This is a genomic window from Erythrobacter sp. SCSIO 43205 (assembly GCF_019904235.1).
GTDB lineage: Bacteria > Pseudomonadota > Alphaproteobacteria > Sphingomonadales > Sphingomonadaceae > Erythrobacter.
Window position 1 is genome coordinate 1171622 of sequence record NZ_CP063202.1, and the last position, 17605, is coordinate 1189226.

Annotated in this window: 13 protein-coding genes; 5 read left to right on the plus strand and 8 right to left on the minus strand. The window is 58.5% G+C overall.

Annotated elements, in window-relative coordinates:
• The first annotated feature begins 67 nt into the window (after positions 1 to 67).
• Positions 68 to 2197, plus strand: coding sequence for an autotransporter assembly complex family protein (locus INR77_RS05480; RefSeq protein WP_223072935.1), 2130 nt, complete (start codon positions 68 to 70; stop codon positions 2195 to 2197).
• Positions 2197 to 6408, plus strand: a complete 4212-nt coding sequence (locus tag INR77_RS05485; protein ID WP_223072936.1) for a translocation/assembly module TamB domain-containing protein — start codon at positions 2197 to 2199, stop codon at positions 6406 to 6408. Before INR77_RS05480 ends, INR77_RS05485 begins: the two co-directional genes overlap by 1 nt.
• 6 nt (positions 6409 to 6414) lie before the next feature.
• On the opposite strand, the gene INR77_RS05490 is transcribed toward INR77_RS05485, so the two are convergent.
• Entirely contained in the window at positions 6415 to 7143 is a 729-nt protein-coding gene (locus INR77_RS05490) for a lysozyme (RefSeq protein WP_255573958.1), read from the minus strand.
• 218 nt (positions 7144 to 7361) lie between these two features.
• Here INR77_RS05490 and INR77_RS05495 point away from each other — a divergent pair, with 218 nt between their 5' ends.
• The gene (locus INR77_RS05495; protein ID WP_223072937.1) at positions 7362 to 9317 is read left to right on the plus strand and encodes a bifunctional diguanylate cyclase/phosphodiesterase; all 1956 of its coding nucleotides are present in this window, start codon (positions 7362 to 7364) and stop codon (positions 9315 to 9317) included.
• Positions 9318 to 9393: 76 nt separating this feature from the next.
• Here the strand turns inward: INR77_RS05495 and glnA are convergent, their stop codons facing one another.
• The 5 genes from glnA to INR77_RS05520 all read right to left on the minus strand — a co-directional run bounded on the left by glnA (position 9394) and on the right by INR77_RS05520 (position 14284).
• A complete protein-coding gene (gene glnA / locus INR77_RS05500; protein ID WP_223072938.1) occupies positions 9394 to 10803 on the minus strand; it encodes a type I glutamate--ammonia ligase in 1410 nt (469 codons plus the stop codon).
• An 86-nt stretch (positions 10804 to 10889) separates the two neighbouring features.
• A complete protein-coding gene (locus tag INR77_RS05505; RefSeq protein ID WP_223072939.1) occupies positions 10890 to 11228 on the minus strand; it encodes a P-II family nitrogen regulator in 339 nt (112 codons plus the stop codon).
• Positions 11229 to 11447: 219 nt separating this feature from the next.
• Positions 11448 to 12383: an N-acetyl-gamma-glutamyl-phosphate reductase gene (argC, locus tag INR77_RS05510; RefSeq protein ID WP_223072940.1), complete on the minus strand. Its 936-nt coding sequence runs from the start codon at positions 12381 to 12383 to the stop codon at positions 11448 to 11450.
• 51 nt (positions 12384 to 12434) lie between these two features.
• Positions 12435 to 12791, minus strand: coding sequence for a hypothetical protein (locus tag INR77_RS05515; RefSeq protein ID WP_223072941.1), 357 nt, complete (start codon positions 12789 to 12791; stop codon positions 12435 to 12437).
• 107 nt (positions 12792 to 12898) lie between these two features.
• The gene (locus INR77_RS05520; RefSeq protein ID WP_223072942.1) at positions 12899 to 14284 is read right to left on the minus strand and encodes a M17 family metallopeptidase; all 1386 of its coding nucleotides are present in this window, start codon (positions 14282 to 14284) and stop codon (positions 12899 to 12901) included.
• 73 nt (positions 14285 to 14357) lie between these two features.
• On the opposite strand from INR77_RS05520, the gene INR77_RS05525 reads away from it, so the two are divergent.
• A complete protein-coding gene (locus INR77_RS05525; protein WP_223072943.1) occupies positions 14358 to 15158 on the plus strand; it encodes a DUF4163 domain-containing protein in 801 nt (266 codons plus the stop codon).
• Between the two features lie 66 nt (positions 15159 to 15224).
• Positions 15225 to 16049, plus strand: coding sequence for a type I methionyl aminopeptidase (gene map / locus INR77_RS05530; protein WP_223072944.1), 825 nt, complete (start codon positions 15225 to 15227; stop codon positions 16047 to 16049).
• Between the two features lie 245 nt (positions 16050 to 16294).
• Here the strand turns inward: map and INR77_RS05535 are convergent, their stop codons facing one another.
• Positions 16295 to 16945, minus strand: a complete 651-nt coding sequence (locus INR77_RS05535) for a heme exporter protein CcmB (protein ID WP_223072945.1) — start codon at positions 16943 to 16945, stop codon at positions 16295 to 16297.
• Positions 16942 to 17547, minus strand: coding sequence for a heme ABC exporter ATP-binding protein CcmA (ccmA, locus tag INR77_RS05540; protein WP_223072946.1), 606 nt, complete (start codon positions 17545 to 17547; stop codon positions 16942 to 16944). Before ccmA ends, INR77_RS05535 begins: the two co-directional genes overlap by 4 nt.
• Between the last annotated feature and the right edge of the window lie 58 nt (positions 17548 to 17605).

Consider the following 17605-nt stretch of genomic DNA (forward strand, 5'->3'; position numbering starts at 1 on the left):
GTTACATCACGGACTGAAACTGGCCACCAGACCATTGGTTCTGGCGGCACTTATTGCCAACAGCTCTATGGCTGCCGGGCAACAGACTGCGTCCGGCGCGCAGCCACCGGCCACGCTTGATGCGCTTATTCCTGAAAGCGCTCTTGAAAACCCGGAGGACTGGGCGGCTCAGGGCACCGCGTCATCAGATGAAGTCGAAGCACCTGAACTGCAGGAACCTGTGCTCGATCCTGTTTTTGAGGAAAATGGTCCGTTCGATATAGATGAAGCTCTCGACGAGGGCGATGTGGATGTGCCTGAAGAGCTTGCCGTGGATCCGGATCGGCCTTCTTTTGCAGATTTCGACGCGCCCACTTTGATCGACCTGCCTGATCTCATTGAGGTGGAGGTCAGCGATGAACTCATTCTTGCCTTCCCGGCCGATAATGCGCTGTTTCCCGAACAAGACCAATTTATCACCCGCTTTAGCGCGCTTTCCGCGATCGAAAATCTCGATTCCGGCGACATCACTGTCCCTCAGCTTGCCGCGAGGGCGCGTTCGGATGAAGAATTGCTGGACGATGTCTTGCGCACTTACGGGTATTATGACGGCGAGGTCATCCGCCAATTGTCGGGCGGGCGCAGGGGGCTGGCCGATGAAACCGGGCAAGGCGCGGAGGGTTCGGTCGATCAGGATCCAAAGGTACGTTTTGATGTTTTGCCGGGTGAACGTTACAGTTTTGGCGCAATAAATCTGGGCGAGTTCGATGAGCTTCCCCAAGAGGAGCGGGCGCCGCTGCTAGAGGCATTCGGGATCCAGCCGGGCGACCCACTTTACGCCGATGATATCGTGTCTGGCGCGCGAACATTGCGTGTGGCGCTTGGTGAAAATGGCTATCCGTTCGGCGAGTTGTCCGAACCTCAATTGCTGATCGACCATAGCCGCGAAGAAGGCGACCTTAGCTTGGATGTGGAGCCGGGGGGCAAATTTACCTTCGGCGCAGTGACAAGCGATGATCCACGCTTCCTGTCTGGCCGGCACCTCAGCCGCATAGCACGATTTGAACCCGGCGACCTTTACAAGACCAGTCTTCAAGCCGATCTGCGGCGCGCAATTCTGGCAACAGGCCTTGTCTCTTCGGTCGTTATCACGCCTCGCGAAGTCACTCCGCCTGAGGGTGATGACCTCGGGGAGGTCGCGCTTGATGTCGACATTGAAAGGGCGCCCTTGCGCACGATCTCTGGCGCGGTCGGCTACGGCACAGAGGATGGGATCAAGGTCGAAGCCGCGTGGGAGCATCGCAACCTCTTCCCACCTGAAGGCGCGCTCAGGCTGCGGGGTATTCTGGGCACGCGCGAACAACTGGCCAGTGTCACTTTCCGGCGCAACAATTTTCGCGGGCGCGATCAAGTTTTAACGCTCGATGCCTTTGCCAGCGACATTGAAACCGAAGCCGTGGATGCGCGAACCATCGCCTTTCGCGGGGCGTATGAGCGGGTGTCCAACCTCTTGTTTCAAAAGCCGTTGAGCTGGCAGCTTGGGGGAGAAGTCCTCTATACCGATGAACGCACGCGCACGGGTAACCGCGATGTGTTTTCACCGCGCCAGGAATATTTGATCGGCTCGGTTTTCGGCAGCGCTACGATTGATGCGAGCGATGATTTGCTCGATCCTTCATCCGGTTTCCGCGTGACCGGCTTTGCAGCGCCCGAAGTCTCCCGCTCGCTTGGACAGGAAGCCTATTACCTGCGCGCGCGGGTCGATGGCAGCTATTATCAATCGGTCGGCAATACTGTGCTTGCAGGGCGCGTTGCGGTGGCTAGCATCGTTGGAGCCGATGCGTTTGAAATTGCGCCATCAAGGCGGCTCTATTCCGGCGGCGGTGGCTCTGTTCGTGGTTACGGCTTTCAGGCGATTGGCCCGCGCAATGAATTTGGCGAAGCGTTGGGCGGCGGTTCTTTGGCCGAGTTCGCGCTTGAAGCTCGTATCCAGACGGGCTTACTCAATGGCGCGGTGGAGGTCGTCCCGTTCGTCGATGCGGGCACGATTTCGCGAAGGGCGCGGCCTGACTTTGAGGTCTTCCGCATAGGAGCGGGCATCGGCGCGCGCTATAAAACCAGTTTTGGCCCGATCCGGGTCGATGTTGGCGTTCCGGTCAATCCGGGCGAATTTGACGCGCCTGTGGTCGTTTATGTCAGCCTGGGACAGGCGTTCTGATGGCTGACACCGATACCAACACCGCATCTCCTTCAACGCGCCGCATATGGGCCAAGCGTTTGGGCTGGGCGCTTGCGATTGTGCTCACCCCTCTGGCGCTCGCCGCGTTGTTTTTGTCGACACCCATTGGCAAACGCTTTGTCGCCGATCAGATCGCAAGCATCGCCCCTGCCTCTGGGCTCAGGTTCGAGGTGGGGCGGATTGAAGGCGACATCTATTCCGATGCGGTCTTGCGCGATGTGGTGCTCAAAGATCCCAAAGGCGTATTTCTGACGGTTCCTGAAGTGGAGCTCAACTGGCGGCCTCTCGCATGGATTTGGTCGGGGTTGGACATCCGCGAGCTGACCGCTCGCCGTGGTCGATTGGAGCGTTTGCCAGAACTGCTCCCCGGCGATCCCGATGCGCCGATCCTTCCCGATTTTGACATTCGCATCGACAAGCTGGCGCTTGAGAACTTCAAGCTTTCCGAAGGGGTCGCCGGAGACATCGAGCAGCGTGTCGATTTTACGGCTGCGGTTGATATTCGCAAAGGCCGCGCGCTGATTGAGGCTGATGGCAAATTTGGGACCAGCGATACGCTTGCGCTTCTACTGGACGCAGAGCCCGACGGGGATCGCTTTGATCTGAACCTTGATTACAAGGCGGCTGCTGACGGGCCCATTGCACGGCTGACAGGCCTGTCTGCTGCTTATCGTGCGCGCGTTCTGGGCGAGGGCACATGGGGCAGTTGGACGGGGCATGGCCTTGTCACGCGGCAAAAGGGCGAAGATGCGGCCGCGCGCGTTGCCGCTTTCAGGCTCACCAATGAAAGCGGGCGTTATGGCCTCCTGGGGATGGTCACGCCGCGCTTGGAAAGCGGCTCGCTCCTTGATCGCAGCTTTGCAGGCGGCCTCGCGGTCAATATTGCAGGCACACTCGAAGAAAGCCTGTTTGATGGGACGATTATCGGTGTCAGCGACGCTTTGGATGTGCGCGGACAAGGGGAAATCGACCTTGCGCGCAACCGGGTTGATGGCTTCGACCTCAACGCAACTTTGCGTAATCCCGACTTGCTCGCACCCGCCGCCCGGTTCGAGGATGCGCGTCTAGCAGCCACGTTCGATGGGCGATTTAGCGACCTTACAATTGACCACGAATTGACCCTTGCGCGGCTTGTCGCAGGCGGCGGGGTGAGTGCCACCCAACTTGCGAACAGCGGCGAGGCGAGCTTCAACGGCTCGACTTTGCGAGTCCCGATCAATGTGACGGCGCGAGCGGTCGAGACGGGCAATGCAGCAATTGATCCGCGTCTTGTAGACGGCCGGCTCGACGGGATGCTGACCATTTCTGGAAACGAGCTTGCCGCCGACAACACGCGCATCACCTTTCCCGATTTGACCGGCGATCTTTCCTTGCGGGGCAACCTTGCGCAAGGAGCCTTCGCATTGGCTGGACCTGTGAGGGCGCGCAGCCTCTCGCTTGATGGTGTGGGCGAAGTGACAGCCGAAGCCAAACTGCTCGCCAAATTCGGCAGCAATGTGCCGTGGTCGGTTCGGGCCAATTTTGCTGGCGTCGCAGGACAATTCACGAACGGCTCCATCCGCACGATAGCGGGCAAGCGGCTGCGCTTTGCAGGAGCGCTCGGTGTGGGGGCTCAAAGCCCGCTTGTCGTGCGCGACGTCGTGTTGACAAGCGATCTGCTTGAGGCGCGCCTTGATACCAGGATTGCTGGCGGGCGGACGACGATTTCGGGTGCCGGGTCGCAGGCGCGCTATGGCGATTTCGCCTTTGATGCAGAGCTTGCACCGGGCGGACCGCGCGCGGATGTGACGCTCGCTAATCCCTATCCGCCCGCCGGTGTCGAAGATGTACGGCTCACCATTGCGCCCGAAGACCAAGGCTTTGCAATTGATGTCGCGGGTCAGTCCATGCTCGGCCCGTTTGAGGGTGCGCTTGCCCTGCAATTGCCGCAAGATAGCGCTGCACGCATCGATATAGACGCGCTTCGCATTTATCGGACCAACGTGACCGGTTCTATTGCGCTGGGCGAAGAGGCGGTTTCTGGTGATCTGGCCGTCGCTGGAGGCGGGCTTGATGGCACCATTTCTCTTTCCGCAGCCCCCGGCGGCGGGCAAGCCTTCGACGTCGATCTTGCGGCGCGATCCTTGCGCTTTGGCGGAGATGTGACGGCGGCGGTCGCTTACGCTGACATCACAGCCAATGGCAGCTTTAGCGGCAATACCAGCCGGGTTCAGGGCAGCGTTGCAGGACGCGATCTGGAATTTGGCGCGCTTAAACTTCATGCTTTTGATGCTCGCTCACAGATCGTTGACGGGACGGGTACTCTTCAGGCTTCGATTGCCGGACGGCGCGCTGATCGTTTCCAATTGAAGCTCGACGGGAACTTTGCGCCAAGCCGCATCGCTCTTATCGCCAGCGGTGAATATGGCGGACGCCCCATCACCATGCCGCGCCGCGCTGTCCTGACCGCTTTGGATGAAGGCGGATATGCACTTGCGCCAACGCAGATCGGTTTTGCCCGCGGCTTCACCCTGCTCGAAGGGCGGCTGGGCGGCGATGAAACGGTTATCAATGCCAGTTTTGCGCAGATGCCCTTGCGACTTGCCGATCTGGTGGGCGCGAACCTTGGGCTTGGCGGGCGCTTGTCTGGCAAGATAAACGTGTCGCAAAACGGGAATGGGCCTCTCACTGGTAACGCAAAGTTCAAAGTGGATGGCTTCACGCGGTCCGGACTTGTCCTTTCCTCGCGCCCCGTCGATATTTTCGCCGTCGCCAATCTGTCGCCCGGCGAGCTTGCAGTGGGCGCACGACTGACCGAGGATGACAAGACCCTTGGCCGTCTTGATGCGCGCATCAACGGCATTGGGCGAGGCCGTGCGTCTGGCCAGTCTTTGACTGAGCGCATCATGCAAGGCCGCCTTGATGCAAGCCTTGGTTACGACGGCGCTGCCGAAGCGCTCTGGCGGCTGCTCGCAATTGAGACATTTGACCTTACCGGACCGGCACAAGTTGAAGCCAGAGCCACTGGCACGCTCGCATCGCCGCGCATCACTGGCGATCTTGCAGGCGATGGCCTGAGGTTGCAAAGCGCGGTGTCAGGCACCGATGTTCGCGATCTGTCAGCGCGCGGACGGTTTGTCGATTCGCGCCTCAACCTCACCCGCTTTTCAGGCACCACAGACGGTGGCGGCACAATCAGCGGAAGTGGCAGCGTCAATCTTGCCAATGTCTCCTCTGAGCGCGGGCCACAGATTGATCTGCGCCTTGCAGCCAATGATGCCCGACTGCTCAATGCTACCGGGCTTGAGGCGACCATTACCGGACCATTGCGCATCGTCTCCTCAGGCGTGGGCGGGACCATCGCGGGACGCGTAACCGTCGACCGCGCCAGCTGGGCGCTCGGCACATCTGCCGAAGACATGAGCCTGCCCAATATCGCCACCAGAGAAATCGGCGGGGACGTGGGGCAAGCCTTCACCAGCACCGCGTCGAACAGCGATTGGCGGTATCTTATCGATGCCAAGGCGCCTTCGCGCGTGGCGGTCGATGGCCTTGGGCTCGACAGCGAATGGGGCATCGACATCAGATTGCGCGGCACTGTCTCTGACCCGCGCATTGGTGGTGAGGCAAGGCTGGTGCGCGGCGACTATCGTTTTGCCAACACAAGGTTCGAGCTTACCGACGGATTGATCGAATTCGACGCGAATGTGCCCATCGACCCCCGGCTCGACATCGAAGCAAGGGCAAGCGCCGATGGCACCAATGTCACCATCGACATCACCGGCAATGCGCAAAGGCCGGAAATTGCCTTTTCATCGACACCCGCTCTGCCTGAGGAAGAGATCCTCGCACGGCTCCTTTACGGCGGCTCTGTCACCTCGCTTTCAGCAACCGATGCAATCCAGTTGGGGGCGGCGCTCGCCGCGCTTCAGGGCGGTGGCGGCGGGCCTGACCCGATTGGCGCATTGCGGCGCTCAATCGGGCTGGACCAGCTGCGCATCGTCAGCGCAGACCCCGCGCTTGGCAGAGGCACAGGCGTTGCCCTTGGTAAAAATCTCGGGCGGCGCGCTTATGTCGAACTGGTCACAGATGGGCAGGGGTATTCCGCAACGCAGGTCGAATATCGCATCACCAGCTGGCTTGCGCTTTTGGGGAGTGTGACCACCATCGGGCGTGACAGCGTTTTGGCCGAGATCAGCCGCGACTATTGATCCTGCTTACGCATCACGCGCGTAGAGCATCGCCTCTTCGCGCCTGCGATTGACAAGCCCCTTAAGCACGCGCCCGCCCGCCTTGTTCCAGCGTTTGAACTCAGCCGCTGCGCCTTCGTAGTCTTGCGCCTTGTGTTTGCGCGTCAGCGTCGCGCGGGCAATCGCGCCAGTGTTATAGTGAAAGCTGACCATGGCATCGAACTGGCTTTGGGTGGTGGGCGTGTCGCCAATCGCGCGGGCGACATCAGCGGCATAGCGTTCTAGATCGTTTGCTAGGCGTGCGTTGCACTGATCCTGCGTCCAAACCGTTCGCGGACCGATGCGCTCACCTTGCTTAAGGCCCGCTCCGGTTGCGCCCCAGCCAATGGTCCATGGCTCGCCCCCGGTGCCGGGATCAGGATAGGCCTCAACCAATCCGTCACGCCGCAATCGGGCGCACCCCTCAAAGCGTTTGATCAGCGCGATCCCATCAGGGCCAATGGTGTGCCTCGAACCGGCTTTTGCGCGCTTCTTGGCGATGTTGGTGACTGCGTTTGAGACACTTGAGACACTGTTCAGAGGCGAAAAATTCTCGCCCTCGTTTGGCGGGCCATCAAGCGCATCATCAAGCGCATCAACTTCCGACTGGCGAAAGCGTCGCCCCATTAGCTTTCTGACAAGGTCAAAGATGGGTTTTCGCGCGCGCGCTGCTGGGCCGACTTTGGGAGTGCTGGTGGAAGAAGAGTGGTCTGACATTTTGGAAACCTCGTGAGCGATTCGAGAAAGTAAACGAGGTCAAGGGATTAGGCACAAAAAGGCGGTGTAGGAAAATAGTCGCAAAGCCACACCTGATAGGATCGTCTGTGCTGTGCAGCGTATGAACTTACCACCTCGTCTCCCGATTTTTCGTTGGGCGAGAGGCTTCAAAAGAGAAGACACTCTTAATTAACAGCTACAACCTATCGCGCATACGCATGGCATCAGTGCGATCATCCTCGACTGCAAATGTTCAGGCCGATCTTACCCAATCAAGCGTGGGTGAGATTTATCGGCCTATCCTGCGCGGATATTTCGTTGTTTACGCGCTTTATTACTCGCTCATGGTCGTGCTGAACTGGCTCAGCATGGAGATCAATCGCGATTTCCTGATGCTTGAAACAGCCACAGTGTTGGCAACGCTCTATGCGCTTGCCGGCTCCTGGATGATGCGCAAGTCACAGCCGGACATTGCCACACAGGCGCTGCTCTTGGGGATGAATCTTCTGGTGATTTGCAATGTATGGATTGCGCTCACCATAGATTTTCGGCCGGAAAAGCTCACTTATTTCATCATAATGTCGATGCTGTTTGCGCTCGCGAGCCCCAGTTTCAGGCAATCCATCGTTGCCATTGCATTATCGCTTGGGGCGATGGTGAGCTTTGCGGACAGGCTCGACAGTGCGACCTTATCCGCATTTGGCTTTCTCAGCTTCGCGGCGGCCATGTCTTCGCTTGCCATCGCTTTTTACCTCAGGAAAGCCATCACGCGTATCGCCCTTGCCAACAACCAAGCGCGTGCGGAATTGTCAGAGGCAATGGCTCTTAGTGCTGAAATGCGCGACCAATCCTTGTCCGACAGCCTCACCAAACTGCCCAATCGCCGTGCCTTTTTCGAAGCGCTTGGCCGTGTGGTAAGTGCATATGACGAGCAGTTGCCCGAAAATTCAGCGCGAGAAGATCAGACATGGCTGGTCCTGCTTGATCTCGACGGCTTCAAGGCGGTCAATGATGTGCACGGTCACAAGGCAGGCGATCTGCTTCTCCAGGCCATCTCAGAGCGTCTGAGTGAATTTGCGAAGGAGGGCGCACACATCAGCCGGATGGGGGGCGATGAGTTCAATATGATTCTCACCGGGATTGCCGATGAGGAAGAGCTCTATGACCGGTGCAGCGCGCTTCTTCTGGAACTTGCTGCGCCCTATTACATCGAAGGGCGCCAGGTGCGGGTGTCGTGCTCGGCAGGATGCGTGCAGTTTGATCCTGCACAACCATCCGAAGCGCAGATCAGCAATGCTGATTATGCGCTGATGGTGGCAAAGAAGCAGGGCAAGAACCAGACCGTCATTTTTGACCGCGAGCACGAAAACGAGGCGAAAGTGCGCCTTGAGATCGAAACAGCGCTGCGCGGAGCCAATCTTGCAGATGAGCTTTCGATTGTTTTCCAACCTCAGGTGAGGCTGGGCGATAATGCAGTGGTGGGCGCAGAAGTGCTCGCTCGCTGGACCAGTCCGGCAGTCGGGACCATTGCGCCTGATCGGTTCATTCGGATTGCTGAGGAAAGCGGTCTTGTGACCAACATCACTCTTGTGGTGGTTGAGAAGGCTTTGGCAGAGGTGAAAGACTGGAGTGCAAAACTCCCCATCTCAATCAATCTGTCTGCGCATGATTTGATGTCTGACCCTGTGATCGAGCAGATCATTGGCTTGATTGATGAGTCAGGTGTCGGTTCTTCGATGTTTGAATTTGAAGTCACCGAAACAGCCATGATGGGCGATATTCAAAAGGCGACGGCCAACCTTGTGCGTTTGGCGCAGGCAGGTTTTTCGATTGCTCTTGATGATTTTGGATCGGGTTACTCAAACTTCAGCTATCTGCGTTCCCTGCCCATCGCCCGGCTTAAGGTTGACCGGTCTTTCATCGATGACCCCACCGATCCGATGGCGGAAAAGGTGCTGTCATCGCTTGTCGGCATGGCCCGCGTCTTGGGCGTCAAGTGCCTGGTTGAGGGGGTGGAAGACGAATTTTCGCTGCTTATGGCCAAACGCGCAGGGGCCGAGCACGTCCAAGGCTATCTCTTTTCAAGACCCGTCAGCGGAAGCGATATGCGCAAGGCGCTCGAAATGGGCGCTTCCATGGCTGAAAATGCAACGGGGCCTGCTTTGCGCGCATAGGATGTAGGATGCAGCAGCAAAAAAGCCGCCCGGACCAATCGTCCAAGCGGCTTTTTCATTGACCTGGCGTCTCGTCTTACGAGCTGTAATACATATCGTATTCGACTGGGCACGGTGTTGTTTCCGTGCGCATAACTTCTTCCCACTTCAGTTCGGTGTAGGCTTCGATCTGGTCTTTCGAGAACACATCGCCTTTCAGAAGGAAGTCGTGGTCAGCTTCAAGAGCTTCAAGCGCTTCACGAAGCGAGCCGCACACGGTTGGAACCTGTGCAAGTTCGCTTGGTGGCAGGTCGTACAGGTTCTTGTCCATGGCTTCGCCCGGATGGATCTTGTTCTCGATCCCGTCGAGGCCAGCCATCAGCAGAGCTGAGAAGGCAAGGTATGGGTTTGCAAGCGGATCGGGGAAGCGGAACTCAACGCGCTTCGCCTTTTCGCCTGCACCGTAAGGAATACGGCAAGAGGCTGAACGGTTGCGCGCCGAGTAAGCGAGAAGCACTGGCGCTTCGAAACCTGGCACCAGACGCTTGTAGCTGTTGGTGGTCGGGTTGGTGAAAGCGTTCAGAGCTTTCGCGTGCTTGATCACCCCGCCGATGTAAAACAGGCAATTTTCCGAAAGGCCTGCATATTCATCGCCTGCAAAGGTTGGCTTGCCGTCTTTCCAGATCGACATATGGCTGTGCATACCCGAACCGTTATCGTCCTTGATCGGTTTCGGCATAAAGGTCGCGGTCTTGCCGTAAGCGTGAGCGACCTGCTGAACGACGTATTTGTAAATCTGCACGTGGTCAGCCGATTTAGTCAGCGTCGCAAAGGTAATGCCAAGCTCATGCTGAGCGGCGGCAACTTCGTGGTGGTGCTTGTCCATCGGAAGGCCGATTTCGAGCATGGTCGAAACCATTTCAGCGCGGATGTCCATTGCGCTGTCGACAGGGGCCACAGGGAAGTAACCGCCGGTCGCACGTGGGCGGTGGCCCATATTGCCCATCTCATAGTCTTTACCGGTATTGGTCGGCAGCTCGATATCGTCGATGGAGAAGCCTGAGCCTGCATAGCCATCTTCAAAGCGCACATCGTCGAACATGAAGAACTCAGGCTCTGGCCCGACATAGACCGTGTCACCGATACCGGTTGATTTAAGATAAGCTTCTGCCCGGGTCGCGGTTGAGCGCGGGTCACGGTTGTAAAGCTGGCCATCGTTAGGCTCAACAATGTTGCAGAAGATGCTGAGCATTGGAGTTGCGCTGAATGGATCGGCGTAGACTGCGTCCAGATCAGGCTTGAGGATCATGTCGGATTCGTTGATTTCCTTCCAGCCTGCGATCGATGACCCATCGAACATGAGGCCATCTTCAAGCGCATCTTCGTCCATGACGCCGGCCGACATGGAGAGGTGCTGCCACTTGCCTTTAGGATCGGTGAAACGAAGGTCGACCCACTCGATCTCTTCATCCTTGATACGTTTAACGATGTCTTTTGCGCTCGCCATAGTCGGTTACTCCAGCTTGGTTTTTGTTATTCGGTTTGGTGCGCCCTGCCGCGATTTGCGAGCGGGGCGCAGGTGATTAGTTCGGCTTAGATTGCGTCATCATTGGTTTCGCCAGTGCGGATACGAAGCGCGCTGGCAATGTCGCTGACGAAAATCTTGCCATCGCCGATCCGGCCCGTTTGCGCAGCTGCTGCAATGGCCTCGACCACACGCTCTGCCTGATCGTCAGGGACGACAACTTCGAGTTTCACCTTAGGCAGGAAATCAACGACGTATTCAGCCCCGCGATAAAGCTCTGTGTGACCTTTTTGCCGGCCAAAGCCGCGCGCCTCAGTGACGGTGATCCCGGAGACGCCAATTTCATGGAGCGCCTCTTTCACTTCGTCGAGTTTGAAGGGTTTGATGATCGCTTCGATCTTTTTCACTTGAAATGAGGCCCCGCCGTTTTGTGTTCTTGCGCACAATCAAATCAAGAATCGTGCCAATGTGTGCAATCCTTGAGTAGCCGATCCTGAGCCTCGCGCAAGGATCATTCCTAGGACGGGCATTAACGCTGCGCTATGGCGCGTTGCCGAGGTGACTGCCTAAGCGGCGGGCGGATGTGCCTATATTATAGGCACGCTGGCTGCGGGTTATCCCTCAGATCAGAGCCGCAGGCCTGTGGTTTCCGGCAGACCGCACATGATGTTGAGGTTCTGGATCGCAGCGCCGCTCGCACCTTTCCCAAGGTTGTCCAGCCGTGCGATCAGGCGCGCCTGATAATCGCCTTCGAACACAAACAGTTCCATCCCGTCCCAAGGATCAGCATCGGTGCGCAGCAACAGTTCGGGTGTTTCGGCACTGTCGGTTTTGACTTTGACAATCTCGCTTTCGCCATAGTGTTCTTGCAGAGCGTTCAGCAGGATCGGCAGAGCGGGCTCTTCGAACTTCTCGTCCAGCATCACGTCGAGCGAAAGGGGAACGTCCACAATCATCCCGCGGTGGGCAGGGACAACAGCGGGAGAGAAAACAGGCGCCAATCCAAGCTGGGCATAGGTCTGCATCTCGGGCAGGTGCTTGTGGTCAAGCCCCAACCCATAGGCGCGATAGGCGATGGTCTGATCGTCCGCGAACCTGTCGATCAAGGCATTGCCGCCGCCTGAATATCCGCTCACCGCGTTAACGGTGTAAGGCCAATCGGGCTCGATGATCTCGGCCTTCACCAGCGGAGCGACGAGTGCCAGAAAACCGGTTGGATAGCATCCCGGATTGCTGACGAATTGAGCCTCGGCAATCTGGTCGCGACCGATCAGCTCAGGAAAGCCATAGGTCCATCCCTCGGCCACCCGGTGCGCGGAGGACGCATCAATGATCCGTGTGGTCGACCCTTCTGCCAGTTTCACCGCCTCACGCGCTGCATCATCGGGCAGGCACAAGATCGCCACATCTGCTTCGTGCAGAGCCTCGCGGCGCGCTGACACGTCCTTGCGTTGAGTATCGTCGAGGACGATCAACTCAAACTCTCCGCGATCCTGCAAGCGGTCGCGAATTTCAAGGCCGGTGGTGCCGGCGGCTCCATCGATGAAAATGCGGTGTGTCATAGCGAAAGCGCGCCTAGGCTTAATGGGCGCTCTAGGCAATGGGCAGCTTTGTTAGCCCGCGCTGAGAGCGCTTGCTTTCATATAGCCGCTTGGCCCCTCTGGCCCAAGGCATCCCCAGATCCAGTCGCCAGATACGTCGATCACCTCAACCTTGGTACCGGCTTCGAAATGAGCCACAACCGGGCTGTCATCGCGGATGGTTTCCATCACATCGACACCCTTTTCACCAACTGTCCAGACTTGCGGGATAACGTAGTGCGCGGCCAGATGCGTGCCAGCAAGCGCAATGTGCGCAAGGTCGCCGCGCAAGGGCAGGGTGCCGGGCGCAGGCTTTGCCACCGGACCTTTAAGGCCCAGATCACCCGAAGGCACTGTGTATTCATGGTCTTGGCGGGTTTGGCCGCTCATTCCAGATTGTTCTTTCTCGAAACCCTGTTGCTTGTCTCGCGCTTAGCCACACTGGCGCCATCGAGCAAGTTAGCGAAAGGCGCCTGCCCCCAACCAACTGCAATGGATTAACTACCAAAGCGCTCCTTAAGCATATGCCAAGAGGCTCTTAGGCCATAGGCCGTGCCGCCTTTTGAACGCCCCGGTTTGGGGAAGGGACGCCATGCGAATGTATCGAAATGGACCCAGTCCACGCCTTCACCGACAAAGCGATCAAGGAAGAGCCCGGCAACGCTTGCGCCTGCGTATGGATTGGAATGCGCATTGACGAGATCGGCGATGTCGGACTTCAGATATTCGCGGTAGCTGTCCGGCAGTGGAAGTCGCCACGGTTCATCATCGACCTTGCGCCCAGCAGCGATAAGCGCATCAGCCGTCTCATCGCGCCGCGCCATCATCGCGGCATAATCCGGGCCAAGCGCCACTCGCGCAGCGCCGGTCAGCGTTGCAAAATCAAGCACCAGTTCCGGCTTTTCTTCCGAAGCGCGCGTCAAGGCATCGCCAAGGATCAGCCGTCCTTCGGCGTCAGTGTTATGGATTTCGACAGTAAGCCCTTGCCGGGTGGACAGCACATCACCGGGCCGAAACGCATCGCCAGCAATCGCGTTTTCGACCGCTGGAACCAAGAGGTGCAGCCGCACTTTCAACCCTGCGCCCATGATAAGGCCTGCAAGCGCGATTGCGTGTGCAGCGCCGCCCATGTCTTTCTTCATCAGGCGCATTCCGGCCCCAGGCTTTATATCGAGCCCGCCTGAATCGAAGCAAACGCCTTTACCAACGATGGCAAGGACTGGCGCATCCTTATCGCCCCATTGAAGGTGCATGATGCGCGGTGCGTGCTTGCGCGTTGCCGCGCGGCCAACTGCGTGCACCATGGGATAACCCTGCTCAAGCTCATCCCCGCGCGTTACTTTAAGTTCAGCGCCGTGCTCTTTCACGAGCCGATTGAATTCAGCCTCAAGCGCTGCTGGGCCCATGTCTTCAGCTGGCGTATTGACCAAGTCGCGCACCAGCATTTCAGCCTTGGCCTCAGCCACATACCCCGGCAGGCGGCCCACTTGCCCGGTCAAAAGCACGCGGGGGCCCTGATCGCCTTCTGGTTTTTTATACCGGGTGAACTGGTAATGCGCTGTCAGCCAGCCAAAAGCCGCCGCGCCGGGTTCTTTATCGACCAGGCGATACGTCCCTTCAGGCAGCCTTTCCGCCAAAGCAGCAAGGCAATAGCTGCCAAGGTTTTCCGGATCGAGAACCCCGCCGATCGCGAAGAAACCGTCGCCATCGGGCACAATCCCGACAGAACCGGGAGAGCCATCGAATTTCTGCCCCTTAAGGCTTGCCCGCTGGCCTGCGCTAAGCGTTTTTGCGAGGGCGTCATAACCCGCTTGAGTGGTAAGGTGGATCGCAACCGCGTCCTGTCCACGGTCGGCCTGGATGAGATCATTGATGTCAGTCATGCAAGGGTCATTAATGTCCCGCTACGGCTTGTCACGCGCGAAATGAAGCCAAAGACTGATTGAAGGGGAACTGATGATGAAGGTTTTGCCACTGGGATGGGGGTTGGGAGTGGCTTTGACTTTCGCCTGTGCGCCCATTTTTTCGCCCGTTTTTGCGTCTGAGCCTTCGGGTCAGGAATTTGAGGACAACGAAACAAGAGGGGTCGCTGAACGCAGCTTTGCTTATTCCTACGGGCCGGAAGTGGCTGCTATCCCTGCGTTTGCCGATCTGATCCGCAAGCAAGAGGAAACGGCGCTCGACAAGCAAAAGGCGCAGTGGAATGAAGCGGTCGAAGAGTTCGCCGAACTCGGATGCGTTACCTGCGTGGCGCGGCTTTACACCAACACCTGGGAAGTCGCCGCACAGACTGATCGTTTCCTCATTCTGGTATCAGAAAAGTGGACTTACACGGGCGGCGCGCATGGCAATTCCTTCTTCACCGCGCTTGGCTGGGATCGCGAAGCGGGGGCGGCAGGGGACGGCGCATCGTTTCGCCCGATCGATATGTTTGTAAGTGAAACCGCGCTCGAAAACACGGCCTTTGGCGAATATTGCGCGGCGTTGCTCGAACAAAAGCAAGAGCGGTTGAAGATCGACACTGCGAAGATGAACCCTTTCGAGGGGTGCCCCAGCGTTGGCGAATTGGTGGTCACGCCTTTGTCGAGCGATGGGGTGCATTTTGACCGGATCCAGTTGCTGGCCGCACCGTACATCGCTGGCTCCTTTGCCGAGGGGCCCTATGCGTTTGACATACCGTTGAGCGCGGCCATTCTTGCAGCGGTCAAGCCGGAGTTTGCCGACCACTTTATCGTCCCCAATGCGCCTGTGAATTAGGCCATCCGGCGTACTGGCTTCGAAGGCCTCTCGCATTTTACACTGCGCATCGCTATGTATCGTCGCATGACCGAATACCAGATTATAGACGGGCGCGAGAGCGTTACCCGCGACGGCACGATCAAGCTTCACACCGAGGAAGGCTTTGAAGGGATGCGCAAGGCAGGGCGCCTTGCCGCCACCATCCTCGACGAAGTGGCCACCATGGTCGAACCCGGCATCACCACGCAGAGCATCGACGACCGCGTGCGCGAGATGACTTTGGATGCAGGCGCGGTTCCCGCAACGCTTGGTTATCGCGGCTACACACACTCGTGCTGTATTTCGATCAACCATGTGATCTGCCACGGTATTCCGGGGTCCAAGGTTCTGAAAGAAGGCGATATTCTCAACGTCGATGTAACTCCGCTGCTCGACGGCTGGCATGGCGACACCAGCCGGATGTTCTTTGCAGGCGAACCCAATGTGAAGGCCAAGCGTCTTGTCGATGTGACATATGAATGTCTCATGCTCGGCATCGAAGCGGCACAGCCCGGCGCGCGGCTGGGCGATATTGGCGCAGCGATCGAGGCGCACGCAAAACAGTTCCGCTACGGCGTGGTGCGCGAGTTTTGCGGCCACGGACTTGGCCGCCTGTTCCACGATGCGCCCGAAGTGATTCACGCGGCTAAAGCGGGCACGGGGCCGGAGCTGAAGCCGGGTATGTTCTTCACCATTGAGCCAATGATCAACCTCGGTAAACCCTGGGCGAAGGTGCTGGGCGATGGCTGGACTGCTGTGACCCGCGACCGTTCCCTCTCCGCGCAATTCGAGCACTCGATTGCGATCACCGAAGACGGCAACGAGATCTTCACGAAGAGCCCGACCGGCAAGGACAAGCCGCCTTATTGATTTGCGCAGCCCCATCCGGGGCTACTTCCTCGCTAGACATCCTTACCCCGAACCAAGTCCGGGGTGCGGACCCGCTGCGGGCGGGCGGTCGCCCTTGCGGCGCTGCGCACCGAACTTTTCCTCTTCGTCATCCCGGACTTGATCCGGGATCCAGCTTCTAAACGTCGTAGTTGGTGCGAATGTCGGTCGATGGATTGCCGCGTCGCTGCGAACACGCTCGCAGCTCCTCGCAATGACGATCGCGGTTAGACTTCTCTTGCGGCCTTAATCGCGGCCCCTGCAGCAAACGGGGCCATTGCGACCAATCCCAGACTAATTGCCGCGACAAAGCCGAGGCTTGCGCTGTCCTGCCTTGCGAGCGCGCCTGCGCCGAAGATCAGTATCGGTAGCGCCAGCGGCACCAGCAACAGTCCCGACAACGCTGCACCGGCGCGCAGGCTTGCGGTGAGGGCGGCGATCATCAGGCCGATAGCGGCGAGGCCCGGTGTGCCTGCTAGCAATCCAAGCAGAAGCAAATGCAAGGTCGGTCCGTCGATGGCAAGCAGCGCTGCGGCTGGGAAGGTGGCCAATATCAACGGCGGGCCAAAGCTCAACCAGTGCGCGACCAAACGCACCGCCATCATCATCTCTTCAGTGAGCCCGCGAAGGCGCAGTTGGTCGAAGAAGCCAAGCTCAATGTCCTGCGCAACCAGTTTTTCAAGCGGCAGGATCGCGGCGAGCAGGGCAGCAATCCACACCACGCCGCCACCGGTGCGCGAAAGGATGTTGATGTCCGGCCCCACCGCGAAGGGATAAAGCATGGCGACCGCGATGAAAAACATAACCGGCAGGCTCGCCCCGCCGCCCGCGAAGGGGAAGAACTTGGCGAGGTCGCGCTTTAGCAGGGCGGAGATCACAGCGCTTCTTCCTCTTGGGCTGCCGGGGCGTAATCACCCAGTTCCAGATTGCGAAGCCCCTCAATATCGAGCCGCTGGTGCGAAGCGATAAGCGCTAAGCCGCCGCCTTTCACGTGGGTGTCAATAAGGCGCGTCACAGTCTCGATTGCGCCCGTATCAAGCCCCGACAAAGGCTCATCCAGAAGCCAGATCGGCACGTTCCGGCTGATCAAAGCGGCAAGACCAGCGCGCTTTTTTTGGCCCGTCGACAAATATCGCACGGGCACTTCGAGAAGGCTGGCAAGCCCAAGCGCGCCCAAAGCCTGCGACGCATCAGCGCACCCATCAATGCCTGCCCAAAACGCCAGAGCGTTGCCAAGCGGCTGGTCGAGGTCGAGGGCAGGGCGCTCATCCAGAAGGCCAAGCTCTCCGACCCGCTCGACCGTTCCCGCATAAGGCGTGGTGAGGCCCGCCAGCGCGCGCATCAGCGTCGTTTTGCCCGTCCCGTTCGCGCCCGTGATATGCAACGCCTCGCCAGTGCCAAGTTCAAAGCTGAGCTTTCGAAACAAGAGCCTATCACCGCGGCGACAGGCCAGAGAAATGGAGGAGAGTTGCGCTTGCATCGGAACATTCGTTAGGCAAAAGCGCTTTGAGTAACAACACCACTTAAAAGCATCACTC

Bases quoted from the DNA above. Each gene is read 5' to 3' on its own strand.
- INR77_RS05480 (WP_223072935.1), top strand. From the start codon at position 68: ATGGCTGCCGGGCAACAGACTGCGTCCGGCGCGCAGCCACCGGCCACG.
- INR77_RS05485 (WP_223072936.1), top strand. From the start codon at position 2,197: ATGGCTGACACCGATACCAACACCGCATCTCCTTCAACGCGCCGCATA.
- INR77_RS05490 (WP_255573958.1), bottom strand. From the start codon at position 7,143: ATGTCAGACCACTCTTCTTCCACCAGCACTCCCAAAGTCGGCCCAGCA.
- INR77_RS05495 (WP_223072937.1), top strand. From the start codon at position 7,362: ATGGCATCAGTGCGATCATCCTCGACTGCAAATGTTCAGGCCGATCTT.
- glnA (WP_223072938.1), bottom strand. From the start codon at position 10,803: ATGGCGAGCGCAAAAGACATCGTTAAACGTATCAAGGATGAAGAGATC.
- argC (WP_223072940.1), bottom strand. From the start codon at position 12,383: ATGACACACCGCATTTTCATCGATGGAGCCGCCGGCACCACCGGCCTT.
- INR77_RS05515 (WP_223072941.1), bottom strand. From the start codon at position 12,791: ATGAGCGGCCAAACCCGCCAAGACCATGAATACACAGTGCCTTCGGGT.
- INR77_RS05520 (WP_223072942.1), bottom strand. From the start codon at position 14,284: ATGACTGACATCAATGATCTCATCCAGGCCGACCGTGGACAGGACGCG.
- INR77_RS05525 (WP_223072943.1), top strand. From the start codon at position 14,358: ATGATGAAGGTTTTGCCACTGGGATGGGGGTTGGGAGTGGCTTTGACT.
- map (WP_223072944.1), top strand. From the start codon at position 15,225: ATGACCGAATACCAGATTATAGACGGGCGCGAGAGCGTTACCCGCGAC.
- ccmA (WP_223072946.1), bottom strand. From the start codon at position 17,547: ATGCAAGCGCAACTCTCCTCCATTTCTCTGGCCTGTCGCCGCGGTGAT.